Origin of the sequence: Halomonas sp. DP5Y7-2 (genome assembly GCF_019802025.1) — a bacterium.
Classification (GTDB): domain Bacteria; phylum Pseudomonadota; class Gammaproteobacteria; order Pseudomonadales; family Halomonadaceae; genus Halomonas; species Halomonas litopenaei_A.
The window spans coordinates 336,888-362,040 of the sequence record NZ_JAHVHY010000001.1; the positions used below are offsets into that span (position 1 = coordinate 336,888).

22 protein-coding genes are annotated in these 25,153 nt (G+C 58.5%); 11 read left to right on the forward strand and 11 right to left on the reverse strand.

Going from position 1 to position 25,153, the window contains the following annotated elements; genetic code table 11:
• Window positions 1-37: 37 nt before the first annotated feature.
• Entirely contained in the window at window positions 38-778 is a 741-nt protein-coding gene (locus tag KUW18_RS01420; protein ID WP_222560630.1) for a class II aldolase/adducin family protein, read from the reverse strand.
• A gap of 137 nt (window positions 779-915) precedes the next feature.
• On the opposite strand from KUW18_RS01420, the gene KUW18_RS01425 reads away from it, so the two are divergent.
• Window positions 916-1,815 carry a LysR substrate-binding domain-containing protein gene (locus KUW18_RS01425; RefSeq protein WP_206943076.1) on the forward strand — a complete coding sequence of 300 codons (900 nt, stop codon included), beginning with the start codon at window positions 916-918 and terminating at the stop codon, window positions 1,813-1,815.
• Between the two features lie 398 nt (window positions 1,816-2,213).
• On the opposite strand, the gene KUW18_RS01430 is transcribed toward KUW18_RS01425, so the two are convergent.
• Window positions 2,214-2,429, reverse strand: a complete 216-nt coding sequence (locus KUW18_RS01430) for a hypothetical protein (RefSeq protein WP_206943077.1) — start codon at window positions 2,427-2,429, stop codon at window positions 2,214-2,216.
• 103 nt (window positions 2,430-2,532) lie between these two features.
• On the opposite strand from KUW18_RS01430, the gene KUW18_RS01435 reads away from it, so the two are divergent.
• Window positions 2,533-2,715 carry a hypothetical protein gene (locus tag KUW18_RS01435; protein ID WP_222560631.1) on the forward strand — a complete coding sequence of 61 codons (183 nt, stop codon included), beginning with the start codon at window positions 2,533-2,535 and terminating at the stop codon, window positions 2,713-2,715.
• A gap of 114 nt (window positions 2,716-2,829) precedes the next feature.
• Complete coding sequence (locus KUW18_RS01440) at window positions 2,830-3,711, forward strand: DMT family transporter (protein WP_222560632.1); 882 nt, start codon at window positions 2,830-2,832, stop codon at window positions 3,709-3,711.
• 616 nt (window positions 3,712-4,327) lie between these two features.
• Here the strand turns inward: KUW18_RS01440 and KUW18_RS01445 are convergent.
• The gene (locus tag KUW18_RS01445; RefSeq protein ID WP_222560633.1) at window positions 4,328-5,212 is read right to left on the reverse strand and encodes a LysR family transcriptional regulator; all 885 of its coding nucleotides are present in this window, start codon (window positions 5,210-5,212) and stop codon (window positions 4,328-4,330) included.
• Between the two features lie 209 nt (window positions 5,213-5,421).
• On the opposite strand from KUW18_RS01445, the gene KUW18_RS01450 reads away from it, so the two are divergent.
• Window positions 5,422-6,618, forward strand: a complete 1,197-nt coding sequence (locus KUW18_RS01450; protein ID WP_222560634.1) for an MFS transporter — start codon at window positions 5,422-5,424, stop codon at window positions 6,616-6,618.
• A gap of 140 nt (window positions 6,619-6,758) precedes the next feature.
• Here KUW18_RS01450 and KUW18_RS01455 read toward each other — a convergent pair whose 3' ends face one another.
• Complete coding sequence (locus tag KUW18_RS01455) at window positions 6,759-7,115, reverse strand: nucleotide pyrophosphohydrolase (protein WP_222560635.1); 357 nt, start codon at window positions 7,113-7,115, stop codon at window positions 6,759-6,761.
• 107 nt (window positions 7,116-7,222) lie between these two features.
• A complete protein-coding gene (locus tag KUW18_RS01460; protein ID WP_261396380.1) occupies window positions 7,223-9,664 on the reverse strand; it encodes a DNA/RNA helicase domain-containing protein in 2,442 nt (813 codons plus the stop codon).
• A 356-nt stretch (window positions 9,665-10,020) separates the two neighbouring features.
• Here KUW18_RS01460 and KUW18_RS01465 point away from each other — a divergent pair, with 356 nt between their 5' ends.
• From KUW18_RS01465 to KUW18_RS01490, 6 genes are all read left to right on the forward strand, one after another.
• On the forward strand, window positions 10,021-10,923 hold the full coding sequence (locus KUW18_RS01465; protein WP_206943087.1) for a LysR family transcriptional regulator: 903 nt from the start codon (window positions 10,021-10,023) through the stop codon (window positions 10,921-10,923).
• 171 nt (window positions 10,924-11,094) lie between these two features.
• A complete protein-coding gene (locus KUW18_RS01470) occupies window positions 11,095-12,555 on the forward strand; it encodes a gamma-aminobutyraldehyde dehydrogenase (RefSeq protein ID WP_222161815.1) in 1,461 nt (486 codons plus the stop codon).
• 62 nt (window positions 12,556-12,617) lie between these two features.
• Window positions 12,618-13,769 carry an iron-containing alcohol dehydrogenase gene (locus tag KUW18_RS01475; RefSeq protein ID WP_222560636.1) on the forward strand — a complete coding sequence of 384 codons (1,152 nt, stop codon included), beginning with the start codon at window positions 12,618-12,620 and terminating at the stop codon, window positions 13,767-13,769.
• A 211-nt stretch (window positions 13,770-13,980) separates the two neighbouring features.
• The gene (locus tag KUW18_RS01480) at window positions 13,981-15,390 is read left to right on the forward strand and encodes an APC family permease (protein WP_222161813.1); all 1,410 of its coding nucleotides are present in this window, start codon (window positions 13,981-13,983) and stop codon (window positions 15,388-15,390) included.
• 32 nt (window positions 15,391-15,422) lie between these two features.
• Window positions 15,423-15,893: a hypothetical protein gene (locus tag KUW18_RS01485; RefSeq protein WP_222161812.1), complete on the forward strand. Its 471-nt coding sequence runs from the start codon at window positions 15,423-15,425 to the stop codon at window positions 15,891-15,893.
• Between the two features lie 9 nt (window positions 15,894-15,902).
• Entirely contained in the window at window positions 15,903-17,327 is a 1,425-nt protein-coding gene (locus tag KUW18_RS01490; RefSeq protein WP_222161811.1) for a gamma-aminobutyraldehyde dehydrogenase, read from the forward strand.
• 230 nt (window positions 17,328-17,557) lie between these two features.
• Here KUW18_RS01490 and KUW18_RS01495 read toward each other — a convergent pair whose 3' ends face one another.
• The 6 genes from KUW18_RS01495 to KUW18_RS01520 are packed head-to-tail and all read right to left on the reverse strand — an operon-like array spanning window position 17,558 to window position 23,927.
• Window positions 17,558-17,890: a hypothetical protein gene (locus KUW18_RS01495; RefSeq protein WP_261396381.1), complete on the reverse strand. Its 333-nt coding sequence runs from the start codon at window positions 17,888-17,890 to the stop codon at window positions 17,558-17,560.
• Window positions 17,891-17,894: 4 nt separating this feature from the next.
• Complete coding sequence (locus KUW18_RS01500; protein WP_222485440.1) at window positions 17,895-19,259, reverse strand: acyclic terpene utilization AtuA family protein; 1,365 nt, start codon at window positions 19,257-19,259, stop codon at window positions 17,895-17,897.
• On the reverse strand, window positions 19,256-20,098 hold the full coding sequence (locus tag KUW18_RS01505) for a 3-keto-5-aminohexanoate cleavage protein (protein ID WP_222560638.1): 843 nt from the start codon (window positions 20,096-20,098) through the stop codon (window positions 19,256-19,258). The genes KUW18_RS01500 and KUW18_RS01505 overlap by 4 nt, the downstream gene beginning before the upstream one ends.
• Window positions 20,095-21,066, reverse strand: coding sequence for a 3-hydroxyacyl-CoA dehydrogenase NAD-binding domain-containing protein (locus KUW18_RS01510; RefSeq protein ID WP_222560639.1), 972 nt, complete (start codon window positions 21,064-21,066; stop codon window positions 20,095-20,097). The genes KUW18_RS01505 and KUW18_RS01510 overlap by 4 nt, the downstream gene beginning before the upstream one ends.
• The gene (locus tag KUW18_RS01515; protein WP_222560640.1) at window positions 21,063-22,937 is read right to left on the reverse strand and encodes a TRAP transporter permease; all 1,875 of its coding nucleotides are present in this window, start codon (window positions 22,935-22,937) and stop codon (window positions 21,063-21,065) included. The genes KUW18_RS01510 and KUW18_RS01515 overlap by 4 nt, the downstream gene beginning before the upstream one ends.
• An 18-nt stretch (window positions 22,938-22,955) precedes the next feature.
• Window positions 22,956-23,927, reverse strand: coding sequence for a TAXI family TRAP transporter solute-binding subunit (locus tag KUW18_RS01520; protein WP_206943105.1), 972 nt, complete (start codon window positions 23,925-23,927; stop codon window positions 22,956-22,958).
• 128 nt (window positions 23,928-24,055) lie between these two features.
• On the opposite strand from KUW18_RS01520, the gene KUW18_RS01525 reads away from it, so the two are divergent.
• Complete coding sequence (locus tag KUW18_RS01525; protein WP_222560641.1) at window positions 24,056-24,967, forward strand: LysR family transcriptional regulator; 912 nt, start codon at window positions 24,056-24,058, stop codon at window positions 24,965-24,967.
• Window positions 24,968-25,153 lie beyond the last annotated feature (186 nt).

A 25,153-nucleotide genomic window follows, 5' to 3' on the forward strand; every position in this document is an offset into this window, starting at 1 on the left:
CTGTCGTCCGGAACGACGTGCCGCGGTTCGCCAGGGACTATTGCCGGTAGCTCGGATCCATGCGGTCCAGCTTGCGCCGCAGCGCCTTCCAGACCAGGTCAACACCTTCCTGATGATAGTCGGGGTGCTCGAACTGTCGGGCGGTAAACTCACAGGCATCATTCGAGGGCAGGACCAGCGGACGACCGCTTTTCATCGCCTCGAGCTGGATTTCGCAGGCCTGGTTCAGGTAATACATGTAGAAAAAGGCCTCGGGAATACTGCGACCCACGGTAAGAAGACCATGATTTCGCAAGATCATCGCCTGGTGACTGCCAAGCGCTTCGACGATGCGCTGCCGAACGGACAGGTCCAACGGAATGCCTTCGTAGTCGTAGTATCCCAAGCGCTGATAAAAGGCCATGTTCGTCTGATTGATCGGCAGCAGGCCCTCTTCCAACGCCGACACGGCCATTCCGGCCATGGTATGGGTATGCATCACGCATGCTGCGTCATGCCGGTGGAGATGGATAGCGCTATGTATGGTGAACCCGGCGGGATTGACCTCACTATCCACCTCTCCAACTTTATTACCGTAAGCATCGATCTCCACCAGGTTGGATGCGCTTACCTCTTCGGGTAACAGACCATAGGCATTGATCAGAAATGTCGGCTCGTCACCTGGAACCCGAACTGACAGATGGGTAAAGATCTGATCACTCCAGCCGTAGTAATCCAAAAGTCGATAGGCCGCCGCCAGATCGGTTCGCAGCGCCGCGCGCGTGTCCTGATGTCCCATGTCTTGTTCCTGTTCTACCGTTGGACGAGCCCCAGTTCGGGCCGACTCGGGTAGAGTAAGGAACTTGTCAGATACGTGATATCGATCTATTTTCCATAGATCATTCCAAAACGGAATGACCCTTCAGGACCGCGCCGATGAGTCGTCAGCTGCCCACCATGATCTCGCTCAGTTGCTTCGAGACGACGGCCCGTCATCTCAGCATCACCAAGGCGGCGGAAGAGCTCAACCTGACCCTGAGCGCTGTCAGCAAGCAGATCAAGAAGTTGGAACGCGAGCTTGGCTGCGCGCTGTTTCACCGGGAGAAGCAGCGCTTGAGCCTGACAGACAGTGGCCAGCAGTACCTGAGCGTGGTATCGAAAGCATTGCACCAGATCGACGGCGTGACACGCTCGCTCAGCAGTGGAACGTCTGACCTGGTCACCGTCGGCGCGGAGCCTTCCTTTACCTCTCGCTGGCTACTGCCCAGACTCGGGGACTTCAAGCTTAAGCACCCTGAGGTGACTACCGACATCATGAATGATCTTCGCCACCTCTACGACGGTAGCGAAGACTTTGACGTGGGTATTCTCTACGGGGACGGACAATGGCCAGAGTTCGAGAGCCACTTCCTGATTCAAGGCGAGCTGGTGGTCGTATGCACCCCGGCCCTGTTCGAGCGGTATGGCCCGATAGACGACCCCAGAGACCTGCTGCGCTACCCGGTGTTGCACCACGGCAGCTATGCTCCCACCCCTCAGCTATCTTCCACATACCTTTGGCTACAAGGCGCCGGGCTCGATGGCGAGGCCATAAAGTCGATTCCAGGCCAGCACTTCGAGCACTTCCGGTTCTTGCTCGATGCCGCCGAACATGGCCTCGGCGCGACAGTACTTCCCGCCTACTTTGTCGAAGCCGAGCTATCCAAGGGCCAATTGGTACAGGCCTCCCGCACAGCGATGGTGTGTGGCGCCTACTACGTTGCCATCCGCCGGCAGCGCCTGCCCCATCGCCCAACGCAGCTGTTCGCCCGGTGGTTACTGGAGGAAACGACGTAGACAATGATGAAAAGCAGCAGCAGATCTACTCGCCACCGGCGATGAAAGAACGCGGGTGACTCGGCTCTGTCCGAAAAGTCGACGAGCGAAGGTTAGATAAGGAAAAAATCGTTGAGAAAGCGCAGTTTACGTGGTGTAAATGAGTATTTTGACCGGGCTGGCGTACCAGACGATTTTTAACGCCGTATTACCGAGCGCAGGCACTTTTCAGACAAGCCCTAGAAGGCAACTGGGGAAAAGACGAAGAGCACCTGTCACTGCCTGCCCCTGGACCACTTCAGCAACCGACCACACCACGGCACCCACTAGACCACGACAGCGCCTCCACCGTGGTCTCATCTGAATCACAACCACTCGTCAGCCGGAACGACAGGAGCAAGCTCCAACCCCGTAACGTGCTACTGGTCTTGCCTACGCGCCCTACGACGCTTGAGTTCAGCGCGCATCCAGGCCGACGACTCGGCCATATCACGACGTAAGTCGGCTAGCTCATCAGGCGTTAGCCAGCGCACCGCAGGCTCACGGGGGCGGAGTGTCTTAGCGGGAATCTGCTCAACGGCATGGCCTTCCAGCGCAGGGCCACCGGCCTCGGGCTTGGGGCGTTGTTCGCTCATCGTATTCTCCGGGTGGCTGCGCGTACGCCAGCCGCATGGCCTGCCCTATAGCCTACACAGCTCGGCGGGAGGGGCGCGCCACACTGGCCTGGCGCGGCATTCCATGGCCGCTGACGCCATTGCCAGCGGCAAGCTTGTGCGTGATGGCAAGTATAGCGACAACACCAGCCTTGCTGAGTACGTCGTGCGCGACCGCCGTCGCCCGCTTGCTAGCGCCCCGCCCCTGTTCAGGGACTGGCTGATCGCGGCTGCCCTTGGGGAAAAGACAACAACCATGCTGTCGTAAAGAGAACAGCTCGCCAGGCGCAGGGCTCGTATCCTGCCTGGGACGTTGTGACATCGTCGCCATCACCCCAGACTGACCCCAGGACCAACGCACATCTCAGCAGGAGCCCACTGAATGTTCTTCCCTCTACATGGCCACGGACGCGGCCTTGCCATGGCGGCGGCAGGCGTCACCGTTCTAAGCTTCGACAGTCTGCTGGTCCGCCTGGCGGCGACGGATGGATGGAACATCATTTTCTGGAGAGGCGCCTTGATGGCACTCTCGCTCGGCTTGCTGTGCCTAAGCGGCCGACGGCTGGCAACACTGAAAGAACATCCCGCCGCGGCCCTGTGCTCCGCCATCACGCTGGCGATCACGTCCAGTCTGTTTGTCCTCGCCGTCATGAACACCAAGGTCGCCAATGTTGTCGTCATATTGAGTGCCGCCCCGCTGTTTGCTGCCATCTTCACGCGTTGCTTTCTGCATGAGGCGGTTGCCATGCGGATCTGGTTAGCGATTTCGGCGGCCATGGCCGGCATGCTGATCGTTTTCGCGGGGTCGCTTTCCAGCGAAGGACTGCTGGGAGATATGTATGCGGTGATCGCGGCGGCGGCTGTCGGGGGCAACCTCACCCTGCTGCGCCGTCACCCGAAGCTGGACAGACTCCCCCTTATCGCCATAGGTGGCGGCCTATCGGCACTGATTGCCTGGCCGATGGCAACGCCATTTGCCCTGACAACACAAAGCTACGGCGTATTGGCGCTGATGGGGTTATTGCAGATGCCATTGGCCACCGCACTGATCAACAACGCGACCCGCCACCTGCCATCGGCGGAAGTGGCGCTGTTCTATTTGATTGAAGCAGTCTTTGGCACACTGTGGGTCTGGTACTGGCTGGATGAGCAGCCACCACAGGCGACCCTGCTCGGCGGCTCATTGATTCTGTTGACCCTCTTCATCAACGCCTGGCTGGGCCTGCGAGGCAAAGCTCGGCGCCTACCTTCTCATCTCATGTAGCTTGGGACCGGCCCCTTGAACGATGGAGTTCGCAAGAGGGGGCTTTGCGAGTCTCAGGCAAAGGTAATCTTTCTCCAAGGACCCGGACCACCGGAAAAGTGAGATTTCGGCCCCGTTACCCCTGATAGCAGGTAATCACACGATGAAGCGTATTCGGCATGCGGAAAGCAGGCACTCCTCCTGAAGCCTGTTGAGACGATAGCGAAGCTATCCAGCCAACTGAGGTACTCCCAGTCGCCGGTAAACAAGGCCTTGATGATGTCACATTGGAACTGAGCTCCCCTGCTGGTCGTCGCGTTATACCCTGCGCTTGGAATAATGATGCGTCATAGGCTAGCGCTTAAACACTTCAGAAAAGTGCTTCAAGATACAAGCGTCTACTCGCTGCTGGCAGGCGTCGACAACCCTGTTCGTTCACCTTGTATGATTGTGGTACTTGGCAGGAAGCCTCTTAAACATGTAGAGAGCTTCAAGCGGCATCAGGCAGGCCCTTCCATGCGGCGCCTAGTCCGAGACTCTAACGGCGAGCTAAGCGGCTGCCACTTTCAGTAGCCATGGTCCTCCGTGGCCAGAGGTTTACACCAACGACCAGCCCGTCCTTGCCCCTGCTTGAGCCTCACGCCATCTGCTGGCGGATGGCGGGGAGGCGCTCTTCGACCAGTGCGACGAAGGCGTCGATCACCGGTCGTCCCGGTGTCGTCGGATAGTGCAACTCCAGCGGCACTGCCCCGAGTGCCGGGCGCAATGGGATAAACCGGCAGCCATCACATTGCAATCGTCGAATGCAGCCGGGCGCGATGGCGATTCCCACCCCAGCCGCGACCTCACTGAGCAGTGTCTGCATCAAGGCTGGCTGGCGCTGGATGCGCGGCGAGAAGCCTGCATCGCCGCAGGCACTGATGATCTGGTCGAACAACCCGGTCGCATGCTTGCGCTGAAATAGCACAAAGTCTTCCTGCTCCAGCTCGCTGAGGGCGAGCCGCTTGCGGTGCGCCAGACGATGCCCCTCCGGCACAACCACCATCAGACGATCCTCGTAGACAGGCAGGGTAGCCAAGGCGTTTCGGTGCTCGACGGGGAGCGGACGCGACAGTCCGATGTCAATCTCGTCACGTCCGAATGCATCCAGCTGCTGCTGAGCGCTCATCTCATTCAAGGTCAGACTCACCTCTGGGTGGGTGGCGGCGAAATCGCGCATCAACCCGGGCACGAAGCTCGCGCAGGCCGAGCTCATATAGCCGATACGCAGCGTGCCGGTCTGGCCGCTGGCTGCCATCGCCACGCGCTTGCGTGCCTGCGCCTCCTCCAGCAATGCCTCTCCCGGCGCCGTGACACGCACTTCCCGGGTATTGCGCCACAGCAGACTCACGTTCAACTCGGCTTCGAGGTCGGCTATCTGGCGGCTGATAGCGGGCTGCACGGTATGCAGCTCACGTGCAGCGGCCGAGAAGCTTCTGTGCGTCGCCACCGAGACGAAGGTTTTCAGAGTGCGGAGTTCCATGACTGCCCTCGAGGATTACTGATGCTCAGATAGTATAAGTCATATCGATTATCGTCATTTCTACTATAAGTCTGTACTCGTTAATCTGAGGGCCTGCTAAGCCTTCCTCCATTAGCTGTTGCCTTTCGCGTCCCTCCTTGCCTCTTACTTGGGTAGGCCGATGCCGCGCATCCGCTGATACGGAGGCCCTGAACACGAGTGGAGCCTATATGACGACATCAACCACTGGACTCGTCGCGCAGGGTGCACGCGAGTCCTCGCCAACTCTCTCTGCCGGTGGCCGTTTCACACTGCTGGCCATTGCCTGCCTGACCATCATGGTGGGAACCGTAGTAGCCCCCGGGCTTCTGAACATCGCCTCTGCCCTGCAGGTGGAAAGTCATGCCAGCTGGCTGATCACCTTGCCGTCGTTGGGTGCCGTGATGTTCGCGCCGATCGCCGGGCGCATGATAGATCGCATCGGTGCCTATCCCTCGCTTGTGGGGGGGCTGCTGCTGTATGGCCTGCTGGGAGCAGGCGGGGCGCTGCTGGAGGGCACCGTCGCCGTGTTTGCCGATCGCATCCTGTTGGGTGGCGTGACAGCGGTGGTGATGGCAGGCGGCACCACCCTGATCTCAGAGTGGTATCACGGTCATGCCCGTCTGGCGATGATCTCCCAGCAGGGCATGTCCATCGAGCTTGGTGGGGTGATCTTCTTGCTCGTCAGTGGCGTACTGGCGGGTATCGCCTGGCAGATGCCATTCCTACTCTACCTGCTGGCCTGGGGGCTACTGGCCATGCTGTGGATAATGGTGCCGAGACAGTCCCCTTCCGCCCCTGAGGCAGAGCCCGGGCAGAATCAGGCCGCCGCGCCATTATCCTCGCTTCATGGCACCTACCTGGCAGCAGCCATCTCGATGACGCTATTCTTCACGGCCATCGTCATGCTGCCCATGCGCTTGAATCTTCTCGGGCTGGATGAGGCAGCCACCGGTATCTTCCTGGCGGCAATCTCACTGGTCGCGGTGGTGGCCGCAATGCTGATGCCGAAGGTGTCGCGTGCGCTGGGCGAAATGCCGACTCTGGTGCTGGCCTTTCTGCTTTATACCGCCAGCCTGTTCATCTTCCAGCAGGCCGAGAGCATGTCCCTGATGAATGTCGGGGCCTTACTAGCCGGCTTGGGCTTCGGTTTCTCCATCCCGCTGCTCAATCATATGACGGTGGAACGCAGCCATCCTTCGGTTCGCGGTCGCAATCTCTCCTACCTGACGATGGCGATCTTCCTGGGACAGTTCCTGACCTCATTCCTGGAACTTGTTCCGGGCGATGGCCGCAATGTCTTCGGAACCGCGGCCGCTCTAGGGCTAGTCTTCACGGTGCTCTACCTAGCCGCCTATCTTCTCAAGCGCGACAATCGCAGCGCCTGAGCTATCACAGGTAACACCAGCCCGCTCATGACGAAAGGCATGATGCAAAAGCCCCGCCACCTGACGGCCAGGTGGCGGGGAATTCGGGCCAGCGTCGTGCTCAGCGGTCAAGCAGCACCGACAGGCGAAGACACATCACGTCAATCCTGATAATGCGTGTACTTTTTCGCACTCCCCTTCACCTGGTCGGCGGGATACTTCTGCGCATTCTTCTCCATCTTCGCCCGGCATGCCGCTTCAATATCCACGTCCAGCTTGCCCGCCAGCCGGATCAGGTAGAGCTGAACATCGGCAATTTCATCGCGCACGGCGGCCAGTTGCTGCTCATCCAGCTCCCTGGACTGCGCCTCGGTCAGCCACTGGAAGCACTCTTGCAGTTCAGCTGCCTCCACCGTCAGCGCCATGGCCAGGTTCTTTGGGGAGTGGAACTGGTCCCAGTCACGCTCGGTGGCGAACTGGTCCATGGCGTCACGGAGCTGTTTGAACGGGTCTAACATCTAGGGCTCACCTGGTTCTGCGGTATCGGATAGCGGTGAGCATGCCTGCTCTGCCGCTCGCTATCTAGCCTGCATCGGTATAGGCGGCGATCCGACCGCCCACTCGCTCACAGCACGGAGAGGAATTCGCCGATGACCTTCAGATCCTCAAGCTCGTCCTCGAGCACGATGTCCTTGTAACCGAAGGCGTTGGTCTGGGGCTTCAGCACGATGCGCTGGTTCACGAACTCGCCGTACTCCTCGACCTTCTCGCTCTGATACAGCTTCACCGTGAAGCTGCCGCCATGGTCGGGGTCCTCAATGGCGCGATGCTGCACCACGACGACCTTCCCGTGCCGCGTGCCGCCGGGGTTGGCACGGAACAGGCACCAGGCGCCATTGGGGATGCGCCGGTTCATCGACTCCCCCACTACCCGGCTGACGAACAGGTCGGGGCTCGCACGCATGAAGTCCGGCAGCTCGACCCAGTGCTCGGCGTCGGCGATTTGCATCTCGCTGAACTCACCGGCGGCGATGCTCAGATCGTACACGGGCACATGGCGCTCGAACGGCGCGGCCTGATCACGCGTCACGATGGGAAGATGCAAGCCATCCAGCGTCTCGGCTTCCTCGGGCGCATCCAGCCGCTCAGCCGCTGCTTGAGAGCGAGCAAAGGCCGCAAAGTACTCACGGGTCTCGGGGTCCGTGGCATAGACGTAACAGCCCTTCTGGCCCCTCGTCATCAAGGTGCGATAGGTGTTCTTGATGATCTGATCCGCCTGGGCATGGGCATGCTCAGGATCATTTTTGAGCATCGTCTTGTAGCCATGCACCGAGCGATCCTGACCTGCCCGCTTGGCCGCGTCTGTCACCACGCGGCCGTCACGAATCACGAAGTCGTCGCCGATGATGACGCCGACGTAGTCGAACTCGAGCCCCTGGCAGGTGTGGATACAGCCGACCTGCTCTGCTGAGCCATCGGCGATCGCCCACAGCATGCCGTCGTCATCGAGGTTCCACTGGGCGGCGAAGCCATGTTCGGGAAACACGATGTCCATGGCCTGCTTGTCCTTCTTGCTGGCCCAGGGCCAGCAATAGCCCGCCACCATACGTGCCTTGTTGGCCTTGCGGTTCTTTTCGAGAATCGCCTGGCGCATGGCACTCGGGTCATCGAACACCTGGAAGTCGTAGTCGATGTCCTCAAGGTCGGTGTTGGCCGTGGTGCGAATCTGAAGCGCGTGATCGAGCCAGGCGAGGTACCCATCCGAGCCATTGCAGCGAAACTGCGACGCCAGCTCGAGCTCCTGCATCTCGGCGCCGCCCTCGGCCGCCCGCCGCCGGATCTCCTCGACCGTACCCACGTCCTTCAGCGTGACACGCTGCGCTTCATCGATGAAGAAGATCGAAAAGCATGACGCGGCAATCACCTCCTTGATCTGGCTCTCGCCCAGGTTCTGATACATGCCCGACTTCTCGTTCAGGCGGTGCGCCTCGTCGACGATCAGCGCATGGAAGGTATCCGGCTCGGCATTGACGTAGCTGCCTGAGCCCTTGAACAGGTTGTCGATGTGCGTCTTCTTGCGCGTGCCGGTCAGCTTCTTCTTGAAGACCTCACGAGGGGCCGAGTTGCGCGAGACGTACTGGGTCATCATCTCGCGCTTCGTCAGCTCCACCAGCAGGTTGATCGCCACCACCGACTTGCCGGTACCTGGCCCGCCCTTGACGATCAGGCACTGCTTATTGCCGCTGCCTGCGCGATGCGCAAGATCGATCGCAGTTTCATAGACCAGCTTCTGGTCGTCGATCATCAGGAACTCGGCGTTGCCCTGCATCATCGAGGCCAGGGCATCCGCCAGGTTCTTGCTCGGCTTGATCACACCATGCTCGATGCGATACATGATGTCGTTGCTGTCGCCGTACTTGATGTGCTGGCTCAAAAACTCGGAGAGCTTCAGGGCATCCTGCGAGATGAAGACCGGCGCACGGCGCGTGTGGTGCTCGTAGAAGGGATCATTGATGGCGTGCCCCTGCTTCATGTTGTGCAGGTAGGCGCAGGGCACCAGGCGGATCGACTCGGAGCGTACCGTCTCGTTGTAGTCCTCGATCAGCGCGCCATAGGACCACGCCTGATACGACGGGTGGTTGGTCTCGCGCACGCCACCACCCAACTGGGTGCGCACGATGGCATCCTTCTTCGTCACCTCGACGGACTGCCACTGCTTCAGTTCCACGATAACCGCCGCATCGTCCCGCTGGTGGTTCTTGCCGGTCAGGATGAAGTCCACCCGGCGATTGGTCAGCGGAATGTTGTACTCGATGGCGACCCCCGCCGATGCAGGAATGCCCTCGTCGAGCAGAACGCTCATCATGAAGCGCAGGGAGTTCTCCCAGGACGTCACCTCACTGCGTGGCGAGTTGCGGTTCAGTCTACGCGCCACCTCGTTCTCGATGGCGTCGGTGATGACGTTGGCTCGCACATCATCGATAAACTGCTGCTTGGTGGCGTTGTAGACCAGCATACGCTCCAGGGCTCCCTTTTCCGTCAGCGAGTCATCGTTGCTCGCCTGCATGCTGTTGACGATTATGCACACTAGCGACAGCCACAGCACTGACCGAATGTGAGATGCCTGAGTGATGAAACGAAGCGCTGGCCTCGCTACCCAAAGGACCCATTCGCCTCTCCTGCTGGAGGTTGAGCTCTATTAGCCAAGATCGCTCGCGCAGCCAAACGGCGAACGCCATCTGGACCAAAATCCTGACTACCAGCCCACTCGCCTTCCTGCTATGGGCTCTCCACCTCCATGAACGAGACAGCTTGTTGGGTCCAGGACGTCATGCTCTCCAACGTCTCACTGCTCCGTGATCTGACACCAAGCAGAAAAACCCTATACCCTAAGCACGCCATCGTTTTTTTAAATACTAGACCATGACCCTAAAGCAAATACGCTACTTCATCGCCATCGCTGAACTGGGATCCATCTCAGCGGCAGCCCAGGCAGTATTCGTCTCTCAATCGACTCTGACGCTGGCCATCCAGCAGCTCGAGGAAGAGCTCGAAGTGTCGCTATTTTCCCGCAGCGCGAAGGGTATGACGCTAACCCATCAAGGTCATCAGTTCCTGCGCCAGTCGCACCTGATTCAGAGCACTGTAGAAAACGCCAAGAGGAATCTACAGGAAGCGACGCATCAAGAGTCCGGCCAGCTGGTCATCGGCGTGACAAGTCTCGTCGCCGGGTACTTCCTGGCCGACCTGTTGACGCGCTTTCAGCTGGCCTACCCGCGAGTCGAGATCACCGTGGTCGAAGACGAGCGGCATTATGTTGAACACCTGCTTGTCAGCGGGGAAATTGACGTCGGTGTGCTGATACTCTCCAACCTGTCCAATCGCCAGGCACTGCAAACCGAAGTACTGGTGCATTCTCCTTACCGTCTCTGGCTACCCGCGAGACACCCTCTTCTCGAGCATGACAGCATCTCTCTCGCTGACGTCGCGGCAGAGGCGCTAATTCAGTTGAACGTGGATGAAATGGAGCATAGCGCCCGTGCTTTCTGGCAACGCCTTAGCACTCCCCCGAACATCACCATGCGAACCAGCTCAACCGAGGCAGTACGCAGTCTGGTCGCTGCCGGCCTTGGACTCTCGATACAGCCCGACATGACATACCGTCCCTGGTCGCTTGAGGGCGACATCATCGAGGCACGTTCACTGCATGACTTGAACGACACCCTGGACGTTGGCCTTACCTGGCGCAGGGGATCACAGCGTCCAGCCCTCGTTGATGCCTTCCTGTCCGTCGTTCGCGGCGGTCACGGTGACACCAGACGCTGAGTGCACCGGTTACTTCCTCAAGTCCTTCTTGATCCTCGAGCCCACAGAAAAATCGATACCTACCCTCGAAAATAAGAAATTGTCGATACTTTGCTTCCCGCTTAGTCTTGCCGAACTGCGTAAAAGAGCGCGTCGCTGGACTCGGCTCCCATCCTTGCAAGCGAGAATCTCATGACCTCAGTCCCATGCCCTTCGTTCACTACAAAGCTCCTTATCGATGGCTGTCTCGTCGAAGGTGAGGGCCGAGCTGAAAGCATCCATGATCCCACGTCTGGGAAGGTGATCGCTGAGGTCCGGGAAGCAAGCATGGAACAAGTCGAGCAGGCCATCGCCGCTGCCGGTCGCGCCCAGGCAACTTGGTCACGCACGACGCCACAGCAGCGCTCGACAGCTCTACTCGAAATTGCCAGCTTGATTCAGGAAAGGGCCTCTTCCCTGGCACAAATAGAATCACTGAACTGCGGCAAGCCTCTGCATCAGGCACTGAACGACGACCTGAACGCAGCCATCGACGTCTTTCGTTTCTTCGCAGGGGCCGTCCGCTGTCAATATGGGCAACTCAGTGCTGAGTACGTTCCCGGCTATACCAGCATGGTTCAGCGAGCACCACTTGGTGTCGTCGCATCCATCGCCCCATGGAACTATCCACTGATGATGGCGGCGTGGAAGATCGCTCCTGCGCTTGCAGCGGGTAATACCCTAGTGTTCAAGCCATCTGAGCACACGCCACTCTCGATTCTTGAACTGGCCACCCATCTAGAAGGCATACTCCCCGCGGGGTGTCTCAACATCGTCTGTGGTGGTGGTGAAAACGTAGGCAGCCTGCTAGCCCGACACTCCGATATTCGGATGATTTCCCTCACCGGAGACATCGTCACGGGCCAAAAGGTGTTGAAAGAGGCGGTCAATTCACTCAAGCGCACCCACCTTGAGCTTGGTGGCAAAGCTCCCGTCATCGTCTGCGATGATGCTGACCTGGACCTCGTGGTCGAAGGCATCACCCGACACGGCTACTACAATGCCGGGCAGGACTGCACTGCAGCGTGCCGCATCTACGTCCAATCAGGTATTCATGACCGCCTGGTAGAGCGGCTGGGCGACGCCGTCTCACGGCTCCGATTTGCCCAGCGCAACGATCAAGACAACGATATGGGCCCCTTGATCAGCCTACGCCAGCGTGATCGCGTCGCCAGCTTCGTCGAACGGGCATTGACAGAACCCCACGTGGAACGCATTACGGGCGCGGCAATTCCTTCCGGGAGCGGTTTCTTTTACCAACCAACATTGCTTGCTGGCTGTCTTCAGTCGGATGAAATTGTACAGCGTGAAGTCTTTGGCCCGGTCGTAACAGTCACACGCTTTGATGAAATATCTCAGGCCCTGGATTGGTCGAACGATACCGAATATGGACTTGCCTCCTCCGTCTGGACCACAAACATGGATAAGGCAATGCATCTTGCCAGCCGACTCGAATACGGCTGCACGTGGATCAACACCCATTTCATGCTAGCTACCGAAATGCCTCACGGCGGACTGAAGCGATCCGGCTATGGAAAGGAGCTTTCGAGTGATTCGCTCCAAGACTACAGCGTGGTAAGGCACATCATGGCTAGACATTCCCCACTTGACTGACAACTTCATGGCATGCGAATGCCCGTCCATGCCCCTCGTATAATAACAGCTCTGGAGACACCATGAACTTTCCCTTTGTGCTACCCACTAAAATCGTGATGGAACCGGGCCTGCGCTCACAGGTAGGTCAACACCTTCAGGAAATGCAGTTGACACGCATCCTGATAGTCACTGATCCGGGCATCGAAGCCGCAGGGCTTCTCTCTCCTATTTATGCAAGCCTTGAACATGCGGGAATCAGCTTTAAGGTAACGACTGAGGTTAAGCCCAATCCTCGCAGCGAAGATTGTAATCGCATAGCCAACGAGTATCGGGGTGCAGATATCGAAGGCCTTTTGGCGGTAGGGGGTGGTAGCGCTATTGACGCTGCCAAGGCGATCGCGGTCTTGATGACTCATGAAGGAGTTATCGAGGACTATGAAGGCGAGAATACCCTTGTCACCGACCCTCTTCCTCTAGTGGCTATTCCGACTACAGCGGGTACGGGGAGCGAAGTCACCTTTTTCTCGGTGATCACCGATTCTGCACGACAGTATAAAATGAGCCTGCTGGACGTCAGGCTAGCTCCTGAGTTAGCACTACTCGATACGGAGGTCACTGCCCAACTACCTCCGGCAATCGCGGCAGCTACGGGAATGGACGCGTTAACACATGCGATAGAAGCCTACACCGGAAAGATGGCTAACCCCATCAGTGACGCTCTAGCGCTGCACGCCATTCGCCTGATCAGTTCAAACCTTCTCCCTGCGGTAGAAGAACGCGATAACCATGGCGCGCGAGAGCAAATGATGGTCGCCAGCCTGATCGCAGGTATGGCTTTTGGCAATGCAGACATCGCCAGCGTGCACTGCATTTCAGAAGCCATCGGAGGCATGTACGACACTCCTCACGGAGTTGCGAACTCCATTTTCCTGCCCTTTATCTTCAGACATAACTGTGACGCGGATCTGGAACGGCATTCTCAAGTAGCCTTTGCCCTGGGGGTTGACCCGCAACTCGGCGAAGCAGATGCCGCCAGGGCTGCCGTCGACGTGCTTTTCAACATGAGCCAACGGCTCGGCATCCCGAAATTCTCTGAAGTAGCCGGCGTCCAGGAAGCGGATTTTCATAGCATTGCTGAAAAATCAAAACAGAATATCTCAGACGCTAGTAATGCCAAAGAAATGACGGTCGACAGTTACTTAGACATCATCCGCCAGGCATATAACTACTAGGACGCTTTACTACTGATCAATTAAACGTACACGAAAACACGCTATCTCTCGTCTACCGCTACAAAAATCGTTGGCGACCGCTCAGATATTGACCATCAAGACTCCATCATCACTATTTGACGCGGGCGTCACATCTTGAGCTCCTGAATGCAGTGTTTAAATAAAACAACGAGCCCTGCCTTATAATATCCATCACAGTGGAACGACAAAAATGAGCAACGAACTTGTAAGAACTCTAGGCTTCTGGAGAGCTTTCTCCACCTGTACGGGGCTGGTCGTGGCTGGCACCACCATGGTGACACTTGGTTATAGCATGGGCCTGGTGGGCCCAGCGTTTATCGTCAGTGCCTTTATCGCGATGATCGTGAGTATCCTTGTATCTTTTTCCTACTCTGAGCTTTCATCTTTCATGCCCGGAGCGGGGATGATCGGCGACTATACGATGGTAGCCATGGGCCCTTTCATGGCAATTGTCAGCGTTCTTGGCGGCTACATTGTACTGGTGTCGGCTGCCGGAGCCATGGAGTCGATCACTGCAGGGCTCGCGGCACAAAGCTTGGTCCCTGGCATCAGTGCTACGTTCGTCGCGGTCGTTCTCCTGGTGCTCTTCCTTGCCGTGAACCTGGTGGGAGTCGGGGTATTCGGCTCCGTCCAGGTATTCACAACCGGCTCCATGATCATAGGTACATCAGTCATGGGTGTACTGGGTTTGATGGAATGGGGTACTCACACAGATCCCACTCAGGTTCCGTTCAACCCTAAAGGGTGGGAAGTCGTACTTCAGTCATTAGCACTCGGTATCTGGCTATTCGTTGGCATCGAGTACGTCGCTCCCATGGCGGAAGAAGTCAAAGAGCCGGAAAAGACGATTCCCAAGGCCATGTTGTTTGGCCTTCTGACCATCTTTGTCGCTGATATGTTGTTCGGCCAAGCTATCGCACGTTACGTTCCCCTCGACGTGCTCGAATCTTCTACTGCTCCTCAGGTAGATGGGGCCGGGGCGCTGTTCGGGCAGGCTGGAAAGATCTTTATGGTCATGATTACGGTGCTCGCCAGTGCCAGCTCCATCAACTCGCACATGGCTGCTGTACCTCGCATGCTCTACGGCCTTGCCAGAGAGGGCTTACTGCCTCGAGCTTTCACCTATGTCCACCCCCGCTTCCGTACTCCTTGGGTAGGCATTTTTAGCGTATTTCTTCTACTGTGCATCCCCTTCATGCTGAGCATCAGCATGGACCTTATCGCTACCATGATTTTGGCGTCCTGCGTGACATGGCTGCTCTCCTACGTTATTGCCCAGATCAACGTCATGATCCTGCGTAAGCGGTATCCCAATGTACATCGGCCCTTCTCGACCCCCTTCTTTCCGATTCCCCAAATAGTGGGTATCGCGGCCTGTATCTACATGATCGTTACCATTCATCCCGAAGGAGCGATGAAAGCCCAGATCTACGCGATCGCAGGGGGCTTCATGACCATTATCATTGTCTACGCAGTGGCTTGGTTAAAGTTCAAGAAGATTCCATTGTTCACACCGACGCCTCTGGGATCACTATACGCCCAACACAATACCACCAGTCCCGAAGACAGCGCTCCAGTGACTGAGGCTTCCGCTCGATGAGACTCTTCTCCAACATCGAAACGCGCGCAAACATGGCGTTCGAACTCATGGCCAAGCAACTAGGTTGCAGCGAACGTATCGGCCCTATGAGCCGATCGGGAAGCTTCGATGGTGGCGATATGATCTTGCGCTACGTCGAGAAGCGCCGTTTCTTTTCTAGAATCTACAAGCTAGACATCACCCTGAAGATTGACAACCTTGAGGCGCCTCTCGGTGAAGCGTACTGGAGAAAGGGAACGCAATGGTCTGGTGAGCAGGCTGCCAGTGACTGGCTTGCTCAGCATCCCCAGCTGTCAACGCTGTCATCGCTGATTGATATTGAAATGGCAACTTACCGGCGGGGAGTCTCTGACTCCAGTGCAACCGTGCATTTAGTCACACTACCAGGTTGCTTTATTTGGACGCTCGTCCCGCCCATGCACTACTTCGTTAAACTCAATGGCAAAGAGATCGAAGGGCTTAGCCGCTTGCTTGGTCAACGCCTTGATACCACTCTCGCGTAAGGATATTCCATGGATTACTCGCTATTGATCAACGGCACTTTATGTCAAGGTAAAGGCGCTCCTCTGGACGTTCTTGATCCTACCAATCATGAAGTCCTGTGCACGCTTAATGAGGCAACTTCTGAGCAGGTTGAGGAAGCCGTAACAGCTGCCGATGCAGCATTCACCAGCTGGTCGCTGACGACACCAGCATTTCGCGCTACCAAGCTGCTGGCACTGGCTGACTGGATTGATTCTCACCAAGAAATGCTAGCCCGATTGGAGTCAGACAACTGCGGAAAGCCTTATCGGCAGTCTCTTGAAGACGAGATTCCAGGTGCCTCTGATGTCTTTCGTTTCTTCGCCGGCGCGGTAAGGTGCATGAGTGCGTCTGCTGCAGGTGAGTACATGGAGGGGCATACCTCCATGATCCGCAGAGACCCACTGGGAGTAGTGGCATCCATCGCACCTTGGAACTATCCGCTGATGATGGCGTCATGGAAGCTTGCTCCGGCCCTTGCTGCGGGTAATACCGTAGTACTCAAGCCGTCCGAGCACACTCCTTTGACGAGCCTGGCACTCGCCAGTGCCATGGCCGACATCTTTCCACCAGGGGTCGTCAATGTGGTCCATGGACGAGGCAACACGGTCGGCGAACCCCTGACAGGTCATCCTAAGGTACGCATGGTATCTCTGACCGGCTCAGTAGGTACGGGCAGTGCTATCGTTTCGTCTACTGCAGACAGCGTGAAGCGCATGCATATGGAGCTAGGGGGCAAAGCGCCGGTACTGATCTTTGACGACGCTGACCTTGATGATGCAGTGGAAGGCATCCGCAACTTCGCCTTCTATAATGCTGGCCAGGACTGTACCGCCGCCTGCCGCCTATATGTCCAACGAAACGTCTATGAAGACTTTGTGTCCCGCTTGAAAGACGCGGTGGGCCAGATCAAGGTCGGTTCCCAGGATGAAGAAGACGTCGAAATGGGCCCCCTGATCACTGCAGACCACCTGAAGCGCGTACAAGGTTTTGTAGAGCGAGCTGCAGCCGTGCCGCATATTGAAGTGGTCAGCGGCGGGACGGCCCTCGACCGGTCTGGCAATTTCTTTGCCCCAACCATTATCGCGGGTGCACGTCAGGACGACGAAATTGTACAGCGCGAAGTATTCGGCCCAGTGGTCTCCGTGACCCCGTTCGAAGAAGAAGAGCAGGTGCTAGCCTGGGCCAATGATTCCGACTATGGCCTCGCCTCTTCTGTATGGACCCAGGACATCGGGCGCGCCCATCGCCTCTCGAGCCGGCTGCAATACGGCTGCACTTGGGTGAATACGCACTTCATGCTGGTCAGCGAAATGCCGCACGGCGGCCAGAAGCTATCTGGATATGGCAAGGATATGTCGATGTACGGTCTTGAAGACTACACCTGTGTCAGACATGTCATGATCAAGCACTGACGTAGCTATTCGAATCACGTCAGGCGGAGTGATCATCCGCCTGACGTCTTCCCCGCTGTAAAGCACAGCAGCACTAGACGATGCGACAGGGAGCAACACCCTTCGCCCCACTTTTGCTTCGCAAGCCGCACCGTCGCCTGCACCTGGCTGCCCACTCAGCGGACCTCGGGCACGTCCTCCACGTTCCCTCTGAAGGTAGCCGTAACAACCTTGTCGGTCGCCCGTCCCATTTATCGCGAAACGGGGCTCTCGACCGTCATTGAAAGCAGCAGGGAAGAGAGTGTCTTACCGTGGCCATCCAGGTTGAGCGAACCGTTTACGCCCCCTTGAAGGACGTCTTCCAGGACAAGATTGATCCCGGCAAGGTTAGGCATGGGATAGAGTTTCACCCCGGTGACACCACGATGAGCGAAGAGCTGATACACCCCCTCCTCGGTCACCTGATCCAGTAGCCAGCGGTAGTGCTCGTCCTTGTAGACGAAAACGGCCAGGTTCAGTCGGTCGCCCTTATCGCCAGCGCGAGCATGGGCAAAGTGATAAAGAGACCGTCGTTCACGAGACATATCCTCAACTCCCATTGCGGATGCTGACGCTGGGTGTGACATCTTGGCGGCGAACCAGGTACGAGGCCGTCTTGAGCCGGCGGTTCAGGTGTCGACGCACACCGCCACCTGCAGCGGGGCCGCAGCAATACAGCGCCAGCAACTCCTGTGTCGCGAGCTCAACCGCCGCACGTTGTTTATGCTCCACCGCCAGACGCAGCCGAATATCCTCGGAGGAGCTTCCTGGACTGTCTCGCCACACTGCCGCATCACCGTCGAACACGCTGGAAATACCAATGACATCGAAGCGAGTCCTCATGTCAGCGGGGCAGCGCGTTGCCAACCGCCGCTGCAACGTATCCTGGGCGAGCTTTGCTCGAGCCATTGCGTTAGGCCCGGCATAGGAAATTTCCGCTTCCCCTTGATAACCATCCAGAAAGCTGACGGTCGTCTTGAGCCTGTCCGGCGCTGGGTGCCCTCGCACCCCTTTGACCGATACGCGATCACGGCCCACTTGCCGCACCTCAACGCCCGTCAAGTCCACCACCACATCCGGTGTCACATAGCCGGCGGGATCATGAATTTCGTAAAGAAGCTGCTCCTTGACCGTCTGCTCCGTCACCAAGCCTCCTGTACCTGGAGGTTTCGTCACTATCAGACTGCCATCGCGCTCTACCTCGACGATGGGATATCCCAGGCAGTGCATGCCTTGAACATCCTTGACCCCGGGATCGGCAAAGTACCCTCCTGTCACCTGTGCACCACACTCAATCAGGTGGCCCGCCAAGGTCCCGGCGGCGATCCGGTCCCAGTCATCGCGCGCCCATCCGTGGTGGTAGCGCAGAGGGGCCAAGGCCAAGGCGGGATCGGCGACACGTCCTGTGACCACCACCTGTGCCTCCTGCGCCAGTGCCTCGACCAGTGCATCCGCCCCCAGGTACACATTGGCCGCCACCACGTCGTTGCTGTCTGGCAGCTCGCGGTGCTCGCCCTCCCACGGCTGCCAGTCAAGCGAGTGAATCTGCTGGCGAACGTCATCCCCCTGAATCACCGCGATGCGGGCATCCTTGACGCCAGCCCGTTGTGCCATCGCTGCCACTTGGTCACCTGCGGCTTCAGGGTTTGCCGCACCGAAGTTTCCCAACACGGTAATGGCATTACGCAAACAATCACCCAGAACGGGGGCAAGAAACGCCTCCAGCAGGGGCTCTACCCCTCTGCTGGGGTCTTGCAGACGCGCCAACTGAGCGGCCGCCAGGGTTCGCTCTCCCAGCGTTTCGAACATCAGGGCACGCGGCGCATCATAGTGCAGCAGAGCTTCCACCAGTGGCCCCGCCGCGTCGGTACGGTCACCCGAGAAACCCGCCCCACAGCCTACGACAACAGTCATGCGAGCCTCCCGGATCTCACCAAGGGCAAACCAAGGAATTCTCTCACCTGACGAGGCTTCATGATGCTGCGGCCGCTGGCTTCAATCCGCTCGCGCGTCAAGCGCACCAACTCCGCATTGTCTTTCACCAGAGTGCCATCGGGGCGCCAGAGGTTGTTCTCGAAACCCACACGGGCATGCCCACCGTGCGCTGCGGCCAACCCCATGCACTCGGCTTCCGTCGGCCCAAAGGCGCAGACGGCCCACTTATCACCCGGTGTCAGGGCTTTCAGAAATTCAGGCAGGCGAGCCGGATCCGCCACCGGCGGTGTCTCATAGCGTCCCAGGACAAACAGCAGGAAGCTCTTGCCGGATGGCAAGACCCCAGTATCGCGAAGCTGGTTGAAGTGGAGCAGGTCCTCAACGGAGTAGAGGATGTATTGCACACTGCCCCCCTCGGCCTGAAGGTTACGGCAAACGGCGCCACTCGCTGCGACCTCCTGAGGGTCGCCAAACAGCTCGCGCACGGCTACCGAGACGGATTCAGGACGAAGCTCTTCCAGCAATTTCCTCTGGGCCTGTGGGTCATAACGCCCACCCGCCTCGCTGGTGACTTGCAGCACCATGTCATCGCCGACAGCTGCACGGATCATGCCCAGCGCGTCTCGATAGGCAGCCACATCCAATAGATGACGGCCATCAGGTTCACGCACGTGCAAGTGCACCATGGCCGCCCCCGCATCACGGCAGGCGAGCGCATCGGCGGCTAGCGCCTCTGGCGTCAGCGGGATTTGCGGGTGATCGACCCGGGTACGTCGAGCGCCGTTGGGGGCGACCATCAACAAGCAAGGTGATGTCATGACTTCACCTCCGCGGGCTGATCTGCGGGCTGGTGTGCGGGCGGTTGTGCAGACTGAGGTGCAGCCTCGATGGCTTGCTGCAGCGCCACCAACTGGGCATCACGCTGAGCAGAAAGTTCGCTCAGTGACTGACCGCAAGCCGCCTGTTCGACACCAGCGACGACACGACTCTTGAGCGCCTCATCCACCGTCGGGGAGCCCAGACTGGCCCAGCGATATTGCTGACTCGGACCCAGGTGCTCTAAGTAGTGCTTGATTCCACCCTTTCCACCCCCCAGGTGATATGTCAGAAAAGGACCCTGTATCGCCCAGCGCATTCCCGGGCCCGCGGTCACCGCCCGGTCGATGTCTTCGACACTGGCGACCCCTTCCTGCAGCAGGTACAACGCCTCGCGCCACACCGCAGACGTCAGACGGTTAGCGATGTGCCCCACCATTTCCTTCTTCATCACCACGGGCTGCTTGCCGATGCCTCGGTAAAAGGTGGCGAGCCTGTCGACAACCTCTGCATCCGTCCCGTAGAGCTCGACAAGCGGCACCAGATGGGGAGGGTTGAAGGGATGAGCAATCGCGATTCGCGACGGTTCCGGAGCATCCAAGGCAATATCGGAGTGTTGCATCGACGACGTGCTGCTGACGATCAACGCCGACGGAAGGGCCAGCCGTTGAATGTCAGCCAGCAGCCTACGCTTCACCTCTGCTGACTCCGGCGCATTCTCCACCACCAGCTCCGCTTGCTCGACGGCATCAGCTAGAGCGCCACATACCTTGGGCTCACGTGGAGAGCCCCCCAGTGTTTCCATGTCGGCAGCCACAAGATCTGCAAAAGCGGCTCTTGCAGAAGCGTCCGGGTCATACGCACTGACCTCTAACCCACGCGAAAGGAAATAGGCGGCCCAACAGATGCCAATCGTGCCGCATCCCACTATCGCAATGCGCGTTATCACAGACTCGGAATCGTTCATCATGATGCTCCCTGCAGCTGGTTACGACGTGCCACATTCCAAGCCCAGCCATACAGGGCAAACAGCCCGATGACGCCAACCAAGCCCGGAGCCAGGCCCGGCAAGACCGCTAGAATGCCGACGATGAGGAGAATGGCGGCATCCAGCCAGCGACGCCCTGTCAATCGGGCTCCACCCAAGGCTCCGGCGAAGGCCAGGACAAACGCCAGGGCTCGCAGGGCTGCGGTGGTGATTTCCCACGCACCGCCCATGCCAATCAATGCGGGGTAGGCCAGAATCAGGAAGGGAATAATGTAGGTGGCGGCGCCAAGGCGTACGGCATGACCGGCCACATTCAACCATCCCGCCTGAGCGATGCCTGCCGCAACGAAAACCGCGATACACACCGGCGGGGTAATCACCGAGATCGTCGCAAAATAGAAGACAAAGAGATGGGCGACCAGCGGCTCAACGCCCATACGCGTCAAGGCCGGCGCCAGAACAGCGGCCACCAGGACATACGCCGCGGTGGTGGGAATGCCCATCCCCATGATGAGACAGATAACGGCAACGATCAGCGCCACGAGGAAAAGCTGCTCGCCGGCCACGCTCACCACCAGGGTGGATAGCGTCACTCCGATACCGGTCATGTTGAGCATCGCGACGAGGATCTGAGCCCCTGCCAGCAGGACACCGATGATGACCATGCCCTTGCCAGCGTCTTCAAGCCCGGTCATGAGCATCCGCACCATCTGCGCGGGGGGTGTGCGGTCCAGAATGCCGAAGGTCACGTAGCACAGCAGTAGCGACGCTATGCCCAGAAACGCGGAGTACTGGATGGAGTAGCCTGTCAGTACGCCACCGAACAGGCCGCCCAGGGCCGCCAGAATGGGCACGATTCGTCTGAACTGCAGTACGTCCGGCCAGCGTGGCAAGTCGGCCTCGGGCACCAGCGGCAGCGCACGCCGCACCGCCACCACGTGAATGGTAAAAAACACTGCCACATAGAAGAGAGCGGCAGGCAGCAGCGCCGCCAGAGCGATAGTGACGTAGCTGACGCCCAGGATCTCGGCCATGATGAATGCGGCGGCTCCCAGAATGGGCGGTGCAATTTGACCACCCGTCGAGGCCACCGACTCGACGCCTCCGGCGAAAGCGGCGGGATACTTCAAGCGCTTCATCATCGGAATCGTGAAGTTGCCTGTGGTCGCGACATTGGCCACCGCACTGCCACTCACCATGGCAAACAGGCTCGACGCGACCGTGGCAATCTTGGCTGCTCCACCTTGGCTTCGGCCTCCAATGCGCATCGACAGATCAATGAAGGTCTGGCCCCCTCCCGTATGCAGCAGCAATGATCCGAACAAGACGAACGCAGCGATCGTGGTCGCCGCCACACCAAGCAGCATGCCCCAGATTCCCAGGTCACCAAGGAAAAGCGTTTCGGTCACAAAAGCGGTGTCGAAACCTCGATGACTCAACGGGCCAGACAGCAGATTGCCGAACAGCGCATAGGCAATGCCAAGCGCTACCAGCATGGGAAAAATCCAGCCGATGGCACGCCGCGCGACTTCCAGGATGGTGAGCACCAGCGTCGCTGCCATGAGCTTGTCCTGAGTGGTCGCCCAGGGCAGCGTCGACAGGATGTCATCTGCCTTTACCGTGACATAGAGACAGGAGGTGATGGCACCAACGGCAAGCATGACATCAACGGTGATCCCAACTGGACGCCATGGCTTGCCTGCGCCCAGAGGGAAGCTGAGAAGGCCCAGTCCAATCACCAGCGCAAGAAAAACGCTTCGATGTACCAGGCTATCGAATGGCCCTGTTGCCGAGGTGTAGAAAATGAAGCCACCGAGAACCAGGGCGACCAACATCAAGCTTTTATTACGCATGGAACCGGGCTCCTGAGATTATTCCACCGGCTGCAGGTGGTCAGGAATCTCGTAGCCCTGCTCTTCGAAATAGCGAGCGGCGCCTGGATGGAAGGGAACCGTGCCGCTTTCCAACGTGAGTTCGGCGATGTCCACATTCGCCAGGTTGGCCAATGCGCTCACCTGCGGATCTGGGTTCTCCATGACCGCCTTGACGATGTCATACGCCATCTGCTCATCCAGGTCCGGCGACGAATGCATGGCGAGGCCGAAGCTCCAGGTGGTGTAGGCAGGCATACCTTCGGCCGCGCCCTCTGGAATATCTACCACGGAGATGTCAGGCATCTGCTCCCGCAGGGTGTTCGCCTGATCCTCGTCCAGTGACAACACCTGAATCGGCGTAAAGGTGGCGACGTCCATGGAGGATCCGTCGAGCTTGTTGCCGACCCCGGACTTGACGTAACCGGCAATGCGGTTGTCCTTCACACCGGCCACGACGTCGGTGGTGGAGCCTCGCACGTAGTCGGGTGAGATGCCCAAGGTCTCCATGACGGCCAGCGTTGTCGCCTCGGTAGCCGACCCAGTAATACCTGGGTTAAGACCAACTCCGTTCAGGTCGGTCAACGACGACACCCCGGCATCCTCGCGCATGACCACATTCTGCGGGGCTGCCGAATACACCCACAGCAGACGGTTATCTACCGGCCGATCAGCAAACTCACCTTCGCCCGAGTAGGCGTGATAGCCCACATTGGTGGTGACAAGCCCCATATCGAGCTGACCGCGAAGAATCCGGCGAAGATTGTCGACGGTGGCTCCCGTTTCGACGACCGATGCGCGAACCCCTTCGACTTTCTGGTTGATGATCTGGCCGACGGCCACGAAATAGCCGTACTGGCTGGAGGAGGTAGAGGTGGAGCCGATAAGCAGCTGATCTTCTGCCTGGGCAGCAGCGGACATCAGGCCGGCACTGAGGATGGCAGCCAGCAGCGGCGTCTTGTATGAGGACATGGCGTAGCTCTCTCTGGTGTTATCTATTATTGGCGTCCAGTAGACGAGTGTCTTGCGACCTCCACACCTTGGAAAGAATGCCGGTATTTGTCTAATATATTTAAACGAACGAGACTTTTACTTTTTTTATGCAACCATCCATCCGACAGTTGAAGGCATTTGTGGCCGTCGCAGAATACGGCAGTTTCATAGAGGCCTCCGAACGCCTGCACCTCTCTCAACCGGCCTTGAGCATTGCCATCCGAAAGCTTGAGGAGTCGGTCGGGGGCATGCTCTTCAACCGCTCGCCCAGGGGGATCCAGCTGACCCCGGAAGGTCGCTATTTTCTGCCTATCGCAAGGCGCCTGATCAGTGACTGGGACGAAGCCCTGGGAGATATCGGCGAACTCTTCAACAAGGAACGCGGCAAGGTGACGCTAGCCGCCCTTCCGACCCTCGCGGCCGGCTTCCTCCCTGCCGTCTTGGCGGACTACCGGCGGCAGTACCCCAACATCGCCATCAACGTCCATGATGTCCTGGCCAACCAGGTGGATGAACTCGTCAGGGACCAGCGAGCGGATATCGGCTTTTCGGTGAAGCCCAGCGGGGCAGAGGCCATACATTTCGAATCGCTGGTGGACGACCACTTCGTTGCGGTCTGCCCCCATGGACATCCCCTGCTGAACCAGGACGAGGTGAAGTGGGAGGAGTTGATCGCCTATCCCGTCATCGCCCTTAGCCGGCTTTCGAGCACCCGGCAGGCCATCGACGAGGTGTTGCAACACCTCGATGCGGAGATGGACGTCATGTGCGAAGTCAGTCAGATCGGCACAGCAGGACGCATGGTCGCAGCCGGACAAGGCGTCGCCGCCCTACCCTCCCTCAGCTTTAAACAAATCTCGTCTGAGGGGCTGGAGTGGCGCCCACTGACGCACCCCACCGTTCCACGCACGCTGGGAATCATCACACCGGCGCGCTCGTTACAGTCCGCCGCTGCCACCGCCATGCTGGAAGTCGTGAGAAAGCACGCGCTGACGCTTAATCCGCTGGAAATTCAATAGTCGAGACGAAGGCTTTCCCCATCTCGCCACATCGCCAATAGCCAATAGCCAGAGGTAGGGGAACTGCCCCAGGCCAGCTTTCACCCGCAATGCCACACGGTGTTGAGGGCGCGCCGCCGTGACCTATCGAGGAATTCTCATCGTCTCTAGGAAGAAGAAACGCCGCATGTCGTGGCTTCACCCTAG